The 15,323-nt window shown below is 73.0% G+C and carries 13 protein-coding genes and 1 pseudogene; 7 read left to right on the plus strand and 7 right to left on the minus strand.

Going from position 1 to position 15,323, the window contains the following annotated elements; translation table 11 throughout:
* Window positions 1-154 precede the first annotated feature (154 nt).
* From ACH4UM_RS26495 to ACH4UM_RS26505, 3 genes are all read right to left on the minus strand, one after another.
* On the minus strand, window positions 155-1,405 hold the full coding sequence (locus tag ACH4UM_RS26495; protein WP_398184525.1) for a serine hydrolase domain-containing protein: 1,251 nt from the start codon (window positions 1,403-1,405) through the stop codon (window positions 155-157).
* 79 nt (window positions 1,406-1,484) lie between these two features.
* Window positions 1,485-1,931, minus strand: coding sequence for an organic hydroperoxide resistance protein (locus ACH4UM_RS26500; protein WP_398184115.1), 447 nt, complete (start codon window positions 1,929-1,931; stop codon window positions 1,485-1,487).
* A gap of 116 nt (window positions 1,932-2,047) precedes the next feature.
* A complete protein-coding gene (locus ACH4UM_RS26505; RefSeq protein ID WP_398184118.1) occupies window positions 2,048-2,515 on the minus strand; it encodes a MarR family winged helix-turn-helix transcriptional regulator in 468 nt (155 codons plus the stop codon).
* Window positions 2,516-2,747: 232 nt separating this feature from the next.
* Between ACH4UM_RS26505 and ACH4UM_RS26510 the strand changes: the two genes are divergently transcribed.
* The gene (locus ACH4UM_RS26510) at window positions 2,748-3,107 is read left to right on the plus strand and encodes an SsgA family sporulation/cell division regulator (protein WP_398184121.1); all 360 of its coding nucleotides are present in this window, start codon (window positions 2,748-2,750) and stop codon (window positions 3,105-3,107) included.
* Window positions 3,108-3,129: 22 nt separating this feature from the next.
* On the opposite strand, the gene ACH4UM_RS26515 is transcribed toward ACH4UM_RS26510, so the two are convergent.
* From ACH4UM_RS26515 to ACH4UM_RS26525, 3 genes are all read right to left on the minus strand, one after another.
* Window positions 3,130-4,806, minus strand: a complete 1,677-nt coding sequence (locus ACH4UM_RS26515; RefSeq protein WP_398184124.1) for a penicillin-binding transpeptidase domain-containing protein — start codon at window positions 4,804-4,806, stop codon at window positions 3,130-3,132.
* A 192-nt stretch (window positions 4,807-4,998) separates the two neighbouring features.
* Window positions 4,999-6,615 (minus strand): penicillin-binding transpeptidase domain-containing protein, encoded by a 1,617-nt coding sequence (locus ACH4UM_RS26520; RefSeq protein WP_398184128.1) that lies wholly within the window; start codon window positions 6,613-6,615, stop codon window positions 4,999-5,001.
* 162 nt (window positions 6,616-6,777) lie between these two features.
* Entirely contained in the window at window positions 6,778-8,535 is a 1,758-nt protein-coding gene (locus ACH4UM_RS26525) for a dolichyl-phosphate-mannose--protein mannosyltransferase (RefSeq protein ID WP_398184130.1), read from the minus strand.
* Window positions 8,536-8,632: 97 nt separating this feature from the next.
* Between ACH4UM_RS26525 and rsmI the strand changes: the two genes are divergently transcribed.
* The 6 genes from rsmI (at window position 8,633) to ACH4UM_RS26555 (ending at window position 14,644) form a co-directional block, all read left to right on the plus strand.
* Entirely contained in the window at window positions 8,633-9,481 is an 849-nt protein-coding gene (gene rsmI / locus ACH4UM_RS26530) for a 16S rRNA (cytidine(1402)-2'-O)-methyltransferase (RefSeq protein WP_398184133.1), read from the plus strand.
* Between the two features lie 236 nt (window positions 9,482-9,717).
* Window positions 9,718-10,149, plus strand: a complete 432-nt coding sequence (locus tag ACH4UM_RS26535; RefSeq protein ID WP_398184136.1) for a hypothetical protein — start codon at window positions 9,718-9,720, stop codon at window positions 10,147-10,149.
* Between the two features lie 47 nt (window positions 10,150-10,196).
* Window positions 10,197-11,084 carry a TatD family hydrolase gene (locus tag ACH4UM_RS26540; RefSeq protein ID WP_398184139.1) on the plus strand — a complete coding sequence of 296 codons (888 nt, stop codon included), beginning with the start codon at window positions 10,197-10,199 and terminating at the stop codon, window positions 11,082-11,084.
* A gap of 136 nt (window positions 11,085-11,220) precedes the next feature.
* Entirely contained in the window at window positions 11,221-12,642 is a 1,422-nt protein-coding gene (locus ACH4UM_RS26545) for a ubiquitin-like domain-containing protein (RefSeq protein WP_398184142.1), read from the plus strand.
* A gap of 185 nt (window positions 12,643-12,827) precedes the next feature.
* A complete protein-coding gene (gene rsmA / locus ACH4UM_RS26550) occupies window positions 12,828-13,736 on the plus strand; it encodes a 16S rRNA (adenine(1518)-N(6)/adenine(1519)-N(6))-dimethyltransferase RsmA (protein WP_398184145.1) in 909 nt (302 codons plus the stop codon).
* On the plus strand, window positions 13,733-14,644 hold the full coding sequence (locus tag ACH4UM_RS26555; RefSeq protein WP_398184148.1) for a 4-(cytidine 5'-diphospho)-2-C-methyl-D-erythritol kinase: 912 nt from the start codon (window positions 13,733-13,735) through the stop codon (window positions 14,642-14,644). Before rsmA ends, ACH4UM_RS26555 begins: the two co-directional genes overlap by 4 nt.
* A 17-nt stretch (window positions 14,645-14,661) precedes the next feature.
* Here the strand turns inward: ACH4UM_RS26555 and ACH4UM_RS26560 are convergent.
* Window positions 14,662-15,264, minus strand: a pseudogene (locus ACH4UM_RS26560) (Uma2 family endonuclease).
* Window positions 15,265-15,323 lie beyond the last annotated feature (59 nt).

Genomic DNA, 15,323 nt, shown 5'->3' on the forward strand with positions numbered 1-15,323 from the left:
CGGGCTGTGCGGCCGGGCTGTGCGGCCGGGCTGTGCGGCCGGGCTGTGCGGCCGGGCTGTGCGGCCGGGCTGTGCGGCCGGGCTGTGCGGCCGGGCTGTGCGGCCGGGCGGGGGTACGGGCGGGGGTACGGGCGCGGGGGGCGCCGCCTGCGGGTTACCGCGACCGCAACGACGTCGCCACCGCACGCACCAGGGCCTGGGCCCTCGGGTCGGCTGTCACGCCGGTGCGGAAGCCGTTGGTGACGTAACCGAAGGCGATGCCCGACTCCGGGTCGGCCAGGCCGAGGGAGCCGCCGCGGCCGGGGTGGCCGAAGGAGCCGGGGGCCAGGAGCGGGGACGCGCTGCCGTGCAGCATGTAGCCGAGGCCGAACCGGGTGCTGACCACGAGCACGCGGTCCGCTCCCGCGGAGTGCTCCGCGCGGGCCAGTTCCATCGTCTGCGGGGTGAACAGGCGCCTGCCGCCGTCCACTTCGCCGATCAGCGCGGCGTAGAAGCGGGCCAGGCCGTCGGCCGTGGCGATGCCGTTGGAGGCGGGCAGGACCGCGGCCCGGTAGGCGGGGTCGTTCTCGTCGGGCAGCGGGGTGATCGCGGCGAAGGCGCGCCGGGTGAGGGAGTCCGGGTCCGCGTACGCCTCGGCCACCGACCGCTTCGGGCGCAGCTTCAGGCCGTTCGCGGGGTGCGAGGACTCGACCGGGCCCACCCTGCCCACGCGTCCGGCCTCGCCCGCCGGCAGCCCCACCCACAGGTCCGCGCCGACCGGCCCGGCGATCTCGCGCGCGATCCACTCGCCGACCGACCGGCCCGTGACCCGCCGGACCAGTTCGCCCGTCAGCCAGCTGTACGTCTGGGCGTGGTAGCCGTGGGCCGTGCCCGGCTCCCAGGCCGGTGCCTGCGCGGCGACCGCCTCGGCGCCGAGCACCGGATTGGCGGCCTGCGCCGGTGTCAGCGGCCGGTCCAGCACCGGTACGCCCGCGCGGTGGGCCAGCAGATGCCGGACCGGGGTGTGCTCCTTGCCCGCCGTCTTGTACTCCGGCCAGTAGGCCCCCACCGGCGTGTCCAGGTCCAGCTCGCCGCGCTGGTGCAGCAGGAGGAGTACGGCGGCGGCGACGCCCTTGGTCGCCGAGCGCACGATCTGCGCGGTGCCGCGCTCCCAGGGCGCCGAGGCGGCCGCGACGCCGACGTCCTCGCCGTCGGTGTACTTGTGGTCGGGGTCCGTGTGGTCGGTGTCCGTGCCCGCGGTGTCCGTGCGGTCGGCGTCCTTCGTACCGGCCCACAGGTCGACGACCTTGTGTCCGTCCCGGTAGACGGCCACCGCCGCGCCCCGCTCGCCCCGCATCGCGAAGTTCGCCGCGAACGCCTCCCCGACCGGCTCGAAGCCCTCGGCCACTGTGCCGTGCACGTCCACGTCCACGTCCGTATCCTCTCCGCCTCGCCTGCGACGGCGGGTGCAACAAGCACCTTTGGCCTGCGATTCCTGGGTGCGGCTACCCCAGCACGATCGTTACGTCGATGTTGCCGCGCGTCGCGTTCGAGTACGGGCACACCTCGTGGGCCGCGTCCACCAGCTTGGCCGCCACGTCCGGGTCGAGGACCGGCAGTGAGACGCTGAGGGCGACCGCGAGGCCGTAGCCGCGGTGCTTGTTGGGCCCGATGCCGACTTTCGCGGCCACCGTCGAGCCGGCCAGATCGTAGCCCTCGCGGTTGCCCACCAGGATCAGCGCGTTGTGGAAGCAGGAGCTGTAGCCGGCGGCGAACAACTGCTCGGGGTTGGTGCCGTGGCCGCCGCCGCCCAGCTCCGGCGGCATGGCGACCTTGAGGTCGATGTGTCCGTCCTGGCTGGTGACGTAGCCGTCGCGGCCGCCGTGAGCGGTGGCCTCGGCGACGTACATGATCTTCGTCGGACGGGTGTCGGCGGCGGTGCCGTCAGTCATGGTCGGCCTTCCACGAAACTGGTGCGCGCAAGTGGATCGTGCACAAGGTACTGGCCGGTATGTCGGTTGTCGCCACCAGGGGGCCCCAACCGCGGGTAAGTGCGGGTGGGGCTGGGTCAGCGGCGCTCCGCGGCCGTGCCCGCCCGTTCCGCGAGCCGCCACAGCTCCTCGCGCAGTCGCGCGACCTCCGCCGCGCCGAGCCCTGTCGTCGTGAGGAGCGCGCCGGGCACGCGGGCGGCGCGCTCCCTGAGTTCCTCGCCGCGCCCGGTGCACGCCACGAGCACCGAGCGCTCGTCCCGCATCGAGCGCTCCCGGCGCACCAGTCCCGCCGCCTCCAGCCGCTTCAGCAGCGGCGACACCGTCCCGTAGTCCAGCCGCAGCGCGGCGGCCAGCTCCTTCACCGTGGTCTCGCCACGCTCCCAGAGGACCAGCAACACCAGGTACTGCGGATAGGTGAGCCCGAGCTCGTCGAGGAGCGGGCGGTACGCGGCCGTCACCGCGCGCTGGGCGGCGTACAGCGCGAAGCACAGCTGGTCGTCCAACAGTGGCGACCCGGCGGCCCCTTCTTCCTCTTGATGCGTCACGCGCCCATTGTCACGGACCGCGGGTCCGGGCGGGTCCGGCCGTAGGGCGGTGCCGGGCGGTGGGCGCGCATCGGCCGGCCGCGCAGAGCGGTTCGCCGGTCGTGGGGCGTCGATGAATCCGACCGTGTGCGGGCCGGAGGGTTCGAGAGGCGCAATACGGGAAATATGCGACATTGAAAGGAAAGTGGATGCTCAGCTTTCGCAGAGGTGACATGGCGTAAGGGGTCGTCCGATGTCGGTAGTCGAACAGTACGCACGGGCCCACATAGTCACGGACCACGACATCCAGGACGACGGCGCCGTCCCGGTCGTCCTGCGCTACGACCCGCAGGACGACCGGGACTCGGTGCGGGTCGGCCTCCCCGGAGCCCATGAGTGGACCTTCTCGCGGTCGCTGCTGGAGCAGGGGCTGCGCGCCCCGACCGGCACCGGCGAGGTGCGGGTGTGGCCGTGCGGCCGGGTCCAGGCCGTGGTCGAGTTCCACTCCGCGCAGGGTGTCTCGGTGGTGCAGTTCGAGAGCAGGGCGTTGCTCAGATTCCTGCGCCGCACCTACATGGCCGCGGCGACGACCGCGGCCGTGGCTCACCGGTGAGACGGTGCCCCGCGGACCGGCCTCAGCCGCCCATCTTCAGCAGTGACGCCACGATGGGGCCGGCCGTGTCGCCGCCGTGTCCGCCCGCCTGGACGACACCCGCGGCCGCGAGGTCGCCGCGGTAGGCGGTGAACCAGCCGTTGGGCTTCTTCTGGCCGTCGACCTCGGCGGAGCCCGTCTTCGCGCCGTAGTCCGGGCCGAGGCCGGACATGGCCTGGGCGGCGGTACCGTACGCGGCGGTGTACCTCATCAGTTCGCGCAGCTGGGACAGCGTGTCCGCGGACAGGGTGCGGGAGGCCGTGGCGAGACTGCGGTGGTCGACGGACGGGGACACCAGGTACGGCTGGTGGAAGCTGCCCGACTTGACCGTGGCGGCCACCGACGCCATGTTCAGCGGGTTCATCCGTACCCCGCCCTGGCCGATGAGCGAGGCCGCCATCTGGGCCGCCGACTGCACCGGCACCGAGCCGTCGAAGGACGGGACGCCGATCGCCCAGTTGTCCATGGACAGACCGAAGACCTGCTGGGCCTGCCGGGTCAGGTCGGCGTTCTTCAGCTTCGTCGCCTGGCTGATGAAGGCGGTGTTGCAGGAGCGGGCGAAACTCGCCTTGAAGGTGCCGCCCTTGATCTCGAAGTCGTCGTCGTTGTGGAACTTCCACCCGCCGTAGGTGAACGTCTTCGGGCACGGGTGCTGCTTGTCCACCGACGCCAGCTTCTTCTCGATCAGCAGCGAGGAGGTGATGACCTTCATCGTCGAGCCGGGCGCGAGCGAGCCCTGGAAGGCGGTGTTGAAGCCGTGGTTGGTGTTCGCCACCGCCAGGATCTCGCCGGTCGACGGGCGCACCACCACGACCGACGCCCGGTCCTGCTTGGCGACCTGCTTCTCGGCGGCCGCCTGGAGGGCGGGGTTCAGGGTCGTCCGCACCGTGCCCGGAGTGCCCTTGCTCAGCTCGACGAGGGTCTTGTCGGACAGCTCGGCCTTCTTCGAGGCCGAGCCGCGCACCACGCGCAGTTCGACGCCCGCCTTGCCGCCGGCCGTCTTGCCGTACTTCTCGCGCAGCCCGTCCAGCACGGGGCCCAGCGAGGGGTACTCGGCCGCGGTCACCTCGCCGCCGTCCCGGTCCAGGGCCTTCACCGGCGGGGTGCCGGACTCGCCGGTGACCAGGGTGTCGCCGTCCTTGAGATCGGGGTGGACGACGGAGGCGTGCCAGTCGACGACCGGCTTTCCGTCCGTGGCACGGCGTACGACGGTCAGCGCGCTGTCGTACGTGAGCGGCTTGGCCATGCCCCTGTACGACACGGTCGCCCTGACGGAGAACGGGACCCTGGCGCCACTGCGGGCGCCCGCGGTGAGCGTGACGTCCTTGAGGTGGGCGTCCTTGGTGTAGCCGGTGAGCAGGGCGGTGGCGGCCGCGGAGTCGCTCGTCGCGGTCGCCGCCTCGGCCGGCCTGCCCTCCTGCCAGGCCGTCAGGAACCGCTGAGCCGTGCTCTGCACCTCGGTGGCCGACAGGGGGCCGGCAGGCACGGCCTTGTGCGCGCCGCCCGCGGACGTCGTCCGCGTCCCGTCCTCGGCCGCGGCACCGCCGCCGTACAGGGCGTAGACGCCGATGGCGGAGCCGCCGACGACCGCGGCGATCATTCCGCCGACCACGGCGGGAGACGTCTTCCGTCGCTCGGCGACGCGCCTTCTCTTGCCCACTGCCTTCCGTCCTTCGCAATCCCCAGGGCCCAGCTGCCCCCCCCGCCGCCCTCGTAGCCCTCACGCTCCCCAACGACGGCACCCACCCTAGAGTCCCGTCCTGAGCGGGTGACATCAGCCACCTGTCCGTAGCCAAGCTGCGACAATCGGCCGTACGGCGCGACGGCGGAACCCGGCGGGCCCGGCTGCCGGTCAGCCACCCGTGCGTAGCACGGCCGCCACGATAGGGCCGGCCGCTTCGCCGCCGTGGCCTCCCTCCTGGGTCATGGCCGCGGCCGCCATGTCACCCCGGTAGCCGGTGAACCAGCTGTTGGACCTGGCCTGCCCGTCGACCTCGGCCGAGCCGGTCTTCGCGCCGATGCTGCCGCTCAGCCCGGACATCGCGGCGGCGGCGGTGCCGCTGGTGGCGGTGCGGTTCATCATCTGCCGCAGCTGGGCGACCGTACCCGCGGGCAGGCCCTTGGCGTCGGCCAGCTCGCGGTCGTCGAGGCCGGACGGGACGATGACCGGCTGCCGGAACCGGCCCGTCATCGCGGTGGCCGTCACCGACGCCATGTCCAGCGGGCTCATCTGGACCTGGCCCTGCCCGATCAGGTTGGCCGCCTTGTCCGGGCCGTCGACGGCGGGCACCGAACCGTCGAAGGACGGGATGCCCGTCTTCCAGTTGTCCCGTCCGAGCCCGAAGCGGTCCTGTGCCTCCCGGGCGAGGGAGTCCGTCCTGATGTCGTCGGTGAACTTGATGAAGGCGGTGTTGCAGGAACGGGCGAAGCTCTCGGAGAGGGTGGCGTGCTTGTTCGGCGTCATGTCCTTGAGGTTGTGGAAGGTCTGCCCCTCCCACATGGCGTCCGGGGTGCAGGGCGCGGGCCCGGCGGCCGTCGTGATGCCGTCGTCGATGAGGGTGGCCGCGCTGATGATCTTCATCGTCGAACCGGGGGCGAGCCGCCCCAGGAATGCCGCGTTGAAGGCGTCGTCGCGGTGGTTGGCCACCGCCAGCACCTCACCGGTGGACGCCTTCACGGCCACGACGGAGGACTCGGCGAACTTCTGCACCGCCCGCTCGGCCGCCGCCTGCGCGCTCGCGCTGAGGGTGGTGTGCAGCTTGCCCGCCCGGCCCTTGGCGAGGGTGATGAGCGGGGTCTCGGCGGCGTTGGTGTCCGTGTGCCGGATGCTCAGCTCGACGGCCGGTGTGCCGCCCGACTTGTCGCCGTACTTCGCCCGCAGCTCGTCCAGGACCGGCCCGAGCGAGGGGTACTTCTCCTTGGTCAGCACGGCGCCGTGGCGGTCGACGGCCTCGATCGGCGGGGCCGCGGACTCGCCGGTGACCAGTGTGTCGCCCTTCTTGAGCCCGGGATGGACGACGGAGGGCTGCCAGTCGACCAGCGGGCGGTGCGTGTTGGTGCCGCGCACCACGGTCAGCCGGGAGCTGTAGGCGAGCGGCTCGGACCTCCCGCCGTAGGAGACGGTGGCCCTGACCGAAAAGGGCACGGTGGTACCGGCGGCGGCCCCGGGCGTGATCCTCACGTCCGTGATGTGGGCGTCGTGCCCGTAGGCCGACAGCAGCTCCCGCGCCGCGTCGGGGAAGTTGGTGTACGAGGCGGCCGTCGACGCCTGGTCCTTCTCCCAGGCCGCGAAGAACTTCGCCGAGGTCTCCTTCACCTCGTCCCGGCCGGGCGGCCCGGTCCTCACCGGCGCGTCGGCGCCCGCCGTCGAGTTCAGCGCGGACACGAAGGTGTACCCCCCGTACGCCGCCCCGCCCACCAGCACGACGAACACACCGCCGACCACGGCGGCCTTGCCCCCCTTGCGCATGAAAGCGCTCCCTCCCCGCTTCGTCCTTCGACTGTAAGTGGCGTGAGGGGACACTGTGAGGGCTGTTTCCGGATGTTGTCCGAAGAGAGATCGGTGGCCGAATCGCCCGCCACCGCCCGGCCACGCGCCGGTGGCGGACCCGCGATTCCCGCGGTCGCAGCACTAGACCCAAGTGTCCAGCCACATCCGCGCCCGCCAGTCGTCGATCGGGATGGCGGTGCCGGTGTACAGGGGCCAGAAGTAGATGAAGTTCCAGGCGATCAGCAGGACCAGGACGCCCGCGCCCGTGGCGCCGAGGACGCGGCGGGTGTCCTTGGCGCCGGGTGGGCCGACGAGCGCGCCGATCAGCATGGTGACGGCCAGGCAGAGGAACGGGACGAAGACGACGGCGTAGAAGAAGAAGATCGTGCGCTCCTGGTAGAGGAACCAGGGCAGGTAGCCGGCCGCGACACCGCAGGCGATGGCGCCGGCGCGCCAGTCACGGCGGAAGAACCAGCGCCACAGGACGTACAGGAGCGCCGCGCACGCCACCCACCACAGCATCGGCGTGCCGATGGCGAGGACCTCGCGGGCGCACTTCTCGCCGGCGTTCGCCGGGCAGCCCGCCGTGCCGGGGGACGGGGACTCGTAGAAGTACGACACCGGGCGGCCGTCGACGATCCAGCTCCAGGGGTTGGACTGGTAGGTGTGCGGCGAGGACAGGCCGACGTGGAACTTGTAGACCTCGTGCTCGTAGTGCCACAGGCTGCGCAGCCAGTCCGGCAGGAAGGTCCAGCTGCCGCCCTTGCCGTCGGTGGCGGCCCAGTTGCGGAAGTAGCCGCCGGTGCCGTCGGTGGGGGAGAGGATCCAGCCGATCCAGGAGACCAGGTAGACCGCGATCGCGACCGGGACCGTGGCCAGGAAGGTGATGCCCACGTCCCGCTTCAGGACGGCCGCGTACGGGTGCCGGGCGCCGGCCACCCGGCGGGAGCCGACGTCCCACAGCACGGCCATCACGCAGAACGCGGCCAGGATGTACAGGCCGTTCCACTTGGTGCCGATCGCCAGGCCGAGCAGCAGGCCGGCCGCCCAGCGCCACGGCCGCAGGCCCAGGCGGGTCGTTTCCGCAGTGTGCGCGTCCGGGCGGACCCGGGCGTCCGCGTCCACCGGGAGCGCGGCGGCGAGTTTCTCCCGGGCCCGGTCGCGGTCGATCAGGAGGCAGCCGAAGGCCGCCAGCACGAAGAACATCAGCACGCCGTCGAGCAGCGAGGTGCGGCTCATCACGAAGTGCAGGCCGTCGACCGCCATCAGCGCGCCCGCCAGGCAGCCCAGGAAGGTGGAGCGGAACAGCCGGCGGCCGATCCGGCACAGCAGGAGCACCGAGAGCGTGCCGAGCAGGGCGGTCATGAAACGCCAGCCGAACGGGTCGAACCCGAAGACCAGCTCGCCCAGGCCGATCACGTACTTGCCCACCGGCGGATGCACGACGTACGCCGCGTCCGACGGGATCGTGACGTGGCCGCCCGTCTTCAGGATCAGGTCGTTGGCGTTCTTGTCCCAGTTGACCTCGAAGCCGCGGTGGACGATCGCCCACGCGTCCTTGGCGTAGTACGTCTCGTCGAATATCACCGCCTTCGGGCTGCCCAGGTGCCAGAACCGCATCACGCCGGCCAGCAGCGTGATCAGCAGCGGGCCGCCCCAGCCCGACCAGCGGGCGAGACGGTCGCCGAACGTCCGCGGGATGCCGAGGGCCGCCCACAGACGCGGGCTGGGCTGCGCATACGGCGGAGCCAGACGTTCGATGACACCGCTGGCGTCGCTTGCGGGCCCCGCCGGGTCGGCCGAGTAGCCGTAACGGCGCAGCCGCTGCTGCCACGACGGCCGCTGGTCGTGCGGGGCCAGGTCCTGCCGGGTGTCCGTGGAGGACGCGGTACTGGTCACCGCGCCATCGTAGGGAACGGGGCTGTGTGAGTCCCGTGCATGGGTGGTACCGGCCGGGATGCGCCTGCCCCGGGCGGCGCTTGAGAGGATGGGGCGCGTGACTGGAACCCTTGTTTTGGCGGGCACTCCCATCGGCGACGTCCAGGACGCACCGCCCCGGCTCGCCGCGGAGCTGGCCGGCGCGGACGTGGTCGCCGCCGAGGACACCCGGCGGCTGCGCAGGCTGACCCAGGCGCTGGGCGTCACGCCCAGGGGCCGGATCGTGTCGTACTTCGAGGGCAACGAGTCCGCCCGTACACCGGAGCTGGTCGAGGAGCTGCTCGGCGGCGCGCGGGTGCTGCTGGTGACGGACGCGGGGATGCCGTCCGTGTCCGACCCGGGCTACCGGCTGGTCGCGGCCGCCGTCGAGAAGGACGTCCGGGTGACGGCCGTGCCCGGGCCGTCCGCCGTGCTCACCGCGCTGGCGCTGTCGGGGCTGCCGGTCGACCGGTTCTGCTTCGAGGGGTTCCTGCCGCGCAAGGCGGGCGAGCGGCTGTCGCGGCTGCGCGAGGCCGCGGGCGAGCGGCGCACGCTGGTCTACTTCGAGGCCCCGCACCGGCTGGACGACACCCTCGCGGCGATGGCCGAGGTGTTCGGCGCGGACCGGCGGGCCGCGGTGTGCCGCGAGCTGACCAAGACGTACGAGGAGGTACGGCGCGGCGGGCTGGGCGAGCTGGCCGCGTGGGCCGCCGAGGGAGTGCGCGGCGAGATCACGGTCGTGGTCGAGGGGGCGCCCGAGAAGGGGCCCGAGGAGGTCGGCGCCGAGGAGCTGGTGCGGCGGGTGCGGCTGCGCGAGGAGGCCGGGGAGCGGCGCAAGGAGGCCATCGCGGCGGTCGCGGCGGAGGCCGGGGTGCCCAAGCGCGAGGTGTTCGACGCGGTGGTCGCCGCCAAGCGCGCGGGGGCGTGAGACACCGCTCACACCGCCTCTGAGCAGGTCGTATCTCTCATGAGCGTGCGCCCCATGAGGGGGCAAAGGGCTGTCCGGAAAGGCAAAGCAACACCTGCCGTCCGGGGGACCGTTTGGCAAGCAACGCCCAAATCGCCTCCAACACTCGGCAGGCCCGGTGCGTTCGGGCAGGTGAAGGCGTCCACTGGGGAAAGGGACGTACCCGTCCCTACGTCCAGCGGACACGAGGAGCTGGCATGAGCGAGATCGCAGGGCAGACCGGCCACCGCGGTGCGGCCACCGCCGTCGTCAACGAGTCGTACTCCTTCGCCTGCATGCGATGCGGGCACGGATGGGAGCAGTCGTACGAGATAGAGCACCACACGGACGGCGACGGGAACGAGTTCGTGCGGTACGTGGCGGAGGGCAGGGTCGTTCCGTCCCCGCTGAGCCGGCCCAGCTGCCAGAACTGCGACGGTCACGTCGTCCGGATCATGGCGGCCGGACAGGTGTCCTCCGTGCAGAGCCATCTGCACGAGGCGGAGCACCGGCAGCAGCGTCCGGCGGGGCCCGCGGTGGACCCGGCGTCCGAGTCCCCGTCCGGGGAGGAGGCGGCGGCCAGGAAGCCGGGGGACCACCACTGGCACCTTGCGGACCTGCTGCACCCGTTCCAGCGCAAGGCCGGCTGACGCCCGGCCGCACCGGCGCCGGTACGCCCCTTTCGTAGGATCGGGGCATGCCTTCGAACGCCGACAGGGCCGACAAGAACGCGGCGCCCCCGCTCCCGGAGCCCCTCCGGATACCGGTCGCCGACTCCCACACCCACCTCGACATGCAGTCCGGCACGGTCGCGGAAGGCCTGGCCAAGGCCGCCTCGGTGGGGGTGACGACGGTCGTCCAGGTCGGCTGCGACATCAAGGGCTCGCGCTGGGCCGCCGAGACGGCCGCCGCGTACGACAACGTCCACGCGGCGGTCGCGCTGCACCCGAACGAGGCCCCGCGCATCGTGCACGGCGACCCCGACGGATGGTCGCGGCAGGGCGCCCGGGAGCCGGGCGGGGACGCGGCCCTGGACGAGGCGCTCGCCGAGATCGACCGGCTGGCCGCGCTGCCCCACGTCAAGGGCGTGGGCGAGACGGGACTGGACTACTTCCGCACCGGGCCCGAGGGCAAGGCGGCCCAGGAACGGTCCTTCCGCGCCCACATCGAGATCGCCAAGCGGCACGGCAAGGCCCTCGTCATCCACGACCGGGAGGCCCACGCCGACGTGCTGCGGGTCCTCAAGGAAGAGGGCGCCCCGGAGCGGACGGTGTTCCACTGCTACTCCGGCGACGCGGAGATGGCCGAGATCTGTGCCCGGGCCGGCTACCACATGTCCTTCGCCGGCAACATCACCTTCAAGAACGCCGGGAACCTGCGGGACGCCCTCGCCGCGGCCCCGCTGGAACTGGTCCTGGTGGAGACCGACGCGCCCTTCCTGACCCCGGCGCCGTACCGCGGACGGCCCAACGCCCCGTACCTCGTTCCGGTCACGGTGCGCGCGATGGCCGCCGTGCGGGGCATCGACGAGGACGCCCTGGCGACGGCCCTGGCGGCGAACACCGCACGGGCCTTCGGGTACTGATCCGCCACTGATCCGAGGGCCAGGGGTCCCGTGACGGTGCGTGGTCGTGCGGCTTTGGAGAGTGACGGTTGCTCCGCTAGGTTCTGGGGGCCCGATCCGGGCCCCCGGACTCCTCGGCCCTCTGGAGCGTGTCGGTGTGAGCAACTCGCCGTACGAGACGTACGCGACGTACCAGACCCGTGAGCCGTACGGCGGCGGTGTGCGCGGCGGTGTGCGCGGTGACTTGCGCGAAGACGTGCACACCGCCGACACGCTGCCGCACGGCGACACCTACCGGCCCGCCTACGAACTCGCCGGAAACGGAGACCGGGCGGGGTACCGGGAGCACGGCGGGTACGGCGGGTACGGGAGGCACGGCGAGTACGGCGCATCCGGACCCACCGAGCCCGTGCTGCTGCCCCGCCAGGCGGCCGGCGGCGGGCGGCGGGGCGCGCGTCGGCGCCGGGCGCGGTACACCCGGCGGCCGGAGGCGAACGTGCGGCGGCTGCTGCCGCGGGCGCTGGTCGTCGCCTTCCTGGCGGGGGGGACCACCGCCTTCGTCGTCAAGGACAAGGCGATCGAGCTGAGTGTCGAGGGCAGGCCGCGCACCCTGCACACCTTCGCCGACGACGTCTCCGAGCTGCTCGCCGAGGAGGGCGTGCGGACCGGGGCGCACGACGTGGTGGCACCCGCCCCCGGCACGGCGCTCGCCAGCGGCGACGAGGTCGCGGTGCGCTACGCGCGGCCGGTGCGGCTCACCCTCGACGGACACCGGCGCGAGGTGTGGACGACGGCGCGCACGGTGGAAGGGGCACTCAGGCAACTGGGGGTGCGCGCGGAGGGCGCGTACCTGTCGACTTCGCGCTCCCAGCCCATCGGGCGCGCCGGGCTCGCGCTCGACGTGCGCACCGAGCGCTCGGTGACGGTCATGGCGGACGGCCGTGCACGCGCCATCCGCACCAACGCGGCCACCGTGCGGGACGCGGTCGAGGAGGCCGGAATCACCCTGGAGGGCCAGGACACCACCTCCGTGCCGCCCGACAGCTTCCCGCGCGACGGGCAGACGGTCACCGTGCTGCGGATCACCGGGTCGCGGGAGGTCCGCGAGGAGCCGATCCCCTTCGCCGTACGGCGCACCGCGGACCCCACGCTGTTCAAGGGCACGGAGGTCGTGGAGCAGGCCGGGCAGCCGGGGGTGCGCCAGGTCATGTACGCCCTGCGCACGGTCAACGGCGTCCGGCAGCGGCCGCGGCGGCTCGGGTCGGAGGTGGTGCGCGAGCCGCGCCCGCAGATCGTCAAGGTCGGTACCAAGCCGCATCTGCCCTCGGTGCGGGGCGCGGACCACCTCGACTGGAAGGGGCTAGCGGAGTGCGAGTCCGGGGGCCGGGCGGACGCGGTCGATCCCTCTGGGACGTACGGGGGCCTGTACCAGTTCGACACGGACACCTGGCACAGCCTCGGCGGCACGGGCCGCCCCCAGGACGCTTCGGCGGAGGAACAGACCTACCGCGCGAAGAAGCTGTACGTACGGCGGGGGACGAGCCCCTGGCCGCACTGCGGCGGGCGGTTGCATTCGTAGCAGTGGGACGGACGCGTTCGCAGCAGTGGGACGGGGCGCGTTCCTGGCCGTGGGACGGGGCGCGTGCGCAACCCGGTCCCGCCGCGTGCGCGCCCCGGGCCCGGCCGCTGTCCGCTGCCACCGTGCTCCGGGCGCGGCCGGCGGCCCGCGGCGGCCGTGCTTCGGCGCGCCCGTACCCTTGTGCCGTGAGCAGCCCCACCCCCGACGCCCTCCTGGGCCCCGCCGACGTCCGTGAGCTGGCGGCGGCCCTCGGTGTGCGTCCCACCAAGCAGCGCGGCCAGAACTTCGTGATCGACGCGAACACCGTCCGCCGTATCGTCCGCACCGCCGACGTCCATCCCGAGGACACGGTCGTCGAGGTCGGGCCGGGACTCGGCTCCCTCACCCTGGCGCTGCTGGAGGTCGCCGACCGGGTCACCGCCGTCGAGATCGACGACGTGCTGGCCGCCGCGCTGCCCGCGACCGTCGCCGCCCGTATGCCCGACCGCGCCGGCCGGTTCGCCCTCGTCCACTGCGACGCGATGCACGTCACCGAACTGCCGGGCCCCGCCCCGACCGCGCTGGTGGCGAACCTGCCGTACAACGTCGCCGTCCCCGTGCTGCTGCACATGCTCGACACCTTCCCGAGCATCGAGCGCACCCTCGTCATGGTGCAGGCCGAGGTCGCCGACCGGCTCGCGGCCGCGCCCGGCTCGAAGGTGTACGGCGTGCCGTCCGTGAAGGCGAACTGGTACGCCGAGGTCAAGCGGGCCGGCGCCATCGGCCGCAACGTCTTCTGGCCCGCGCCGAACGTCGACAGCGGACTGGTGTCGCTGGTCCGGCGGAGCGAGCCGATCAGGACCACGGCCACCAAGGCCGAGGTCTTCGCCGTCATCGACGCCGCCTTCGCCCAGCGGCGCAAGACCCTGCGGGCCGCGCTCGCCGGATGGGCCGGGTCGGCGGCGGCGGCGGAGACGGCGCTGGTCGCCGCCGGGGTCTCGCCCCAGGCACGAGGCGAGTCGCTCACCGTCGAGGAGTTCGCGCGTATCGCAGAGGCCGCATCAACGCGGGAGAAGACCCCCGCACCCCCGACACAGGAGCCCGGCAACCAGTGAGCGCCGCCACCGTCACCGTCACCGTCCGCGTCCCGGCCAAGGTCAACGTCCAGCTCGCGGTGGGCGCCGCCCGCCCCGACGGCTTCCACGACCTGGCGAACGTCTTCCTGGCCGTGGGCCTGTACGACGAGGTCACCGTCACCCCGTCCGCGGACGGGCTGCGCGTCACCTGCGAGGGTCCCGACGCCGGACAGGTCCCCCTGGACCACACCAACCTGGCCGCCCGCGCCGCCCTCGCGCTCGCCGAGCGCCGTGGCATCGAGCCGGCCGTGCACATCCACATCGCCAAGGACATCCCGGTCGCCGGCGGCATGGCGGGCGGCAGCGCGGACGGCGCGGGGGCGCTGCTCGCCTGCAACGAGCTGTGGCAGGCCGGCGCCTCCCGCGCCGAACTCCTCGCCATCTGCGCCGAGTTGGGCAGCGACGTACCGTTCGGCCTGGTCGGCGGGGCGGCCCTGGGCACCGGGCGGGGTGAGCAGCTGCGGGCGCTGGAGGTGGGCGGCACCTTCCACTGGGTGTTCGCGGTCGCAGACGGCGGGCTGTCGACCCCGGCGGTCTACCGCGAGTTCGACCGGCTGAACGAAGGCGTGCGCATCCCCGAACCGGCCGCCTCCGACGACCTGCTGGCCGCCCTGGCCAAGGGGGACGCCGCGGCCCTCGCCGCGACCGTCTCCAACGACCTCCAGCCCGCCGCGCTGTCCCTGCGTCCGTCCCTCGCGGACACCCTCGCGACGGGCCGCGCCGCCGGCGCCCTGGCGGGCCTGGTCTCCGGCTCGGGGCCCACGACGGCGTTCCTCGCCCCCGACGCGGAGGCGGCGACGACCCTGGCCCGGGCCCTGGTCGCGTCGGGGACCTGCCGTGCGGCCCGGATCGCCGAGTCCGCGGCACCGGGGGCGAAGGTGCTGTGAAGGCGGACCCCGGCGCGCTACAACTCGTCGATCGCGGTGAGGCCGATGTCGATGTCGTACGGCACGCCGACCTTGACGCGGTCGTGGTAGATGCCGGTCGGAGCGTACGTACCGGTCGCCTGCCCGCGTTCGTGGACCTGGACGACCGGGTGTCGTCCTGGCCGGTCATGTCCACGAGCCAGTAGTGGGGATCCCCGCCGCGGCGTACTTGTGCGGCTTGGTGCCGCGGTCACGAGCCTCGGAGTCCGGTGACACGACCTCGACGGCGAGCCGGACATCGGCGACGGTGAAGTATGTCTGATCACGGCTCTTGACGGCTTCCCCGCGGACCACCGGGACATCGGGCTCGGGGCCGTTGCGGCGGTCGATGACCACGGTCGTCTCCCGGCGGACCCGCAGTTCCGGCGGCACGGTGCGGCGCAGCTCGCTCACCAGCAGGTCGATCACGACGCTGTGGAAATCCCGCTGCGGACTCGCGAAGAGCAGGCTCCCGTCGATCACTCGGTGTGCGGCGGGAGATCCGGCAGAGTGAACAGGTCGTCCACGGTGCAGCCGTCCAGCGGCGGCACCGGCCACTGGACGCGGTGCTCTGCGGACTCGGCGGTCGTGGTTCCTCCCATGACGGGATCCTGCTGCCTGCCATCCACGGGGGCGGCACGTTCCCGATCAGGTCATCACA

The sequence above is a fragment of the Streptomyces sp. NPDC020801 genome (assembly GCF_044334385.1).
Classification (GTDB): Bacteria; Actinomycetota; Actinomycetes; order Streptomycetales; family Streptomycetaceae; genus Streptomyces.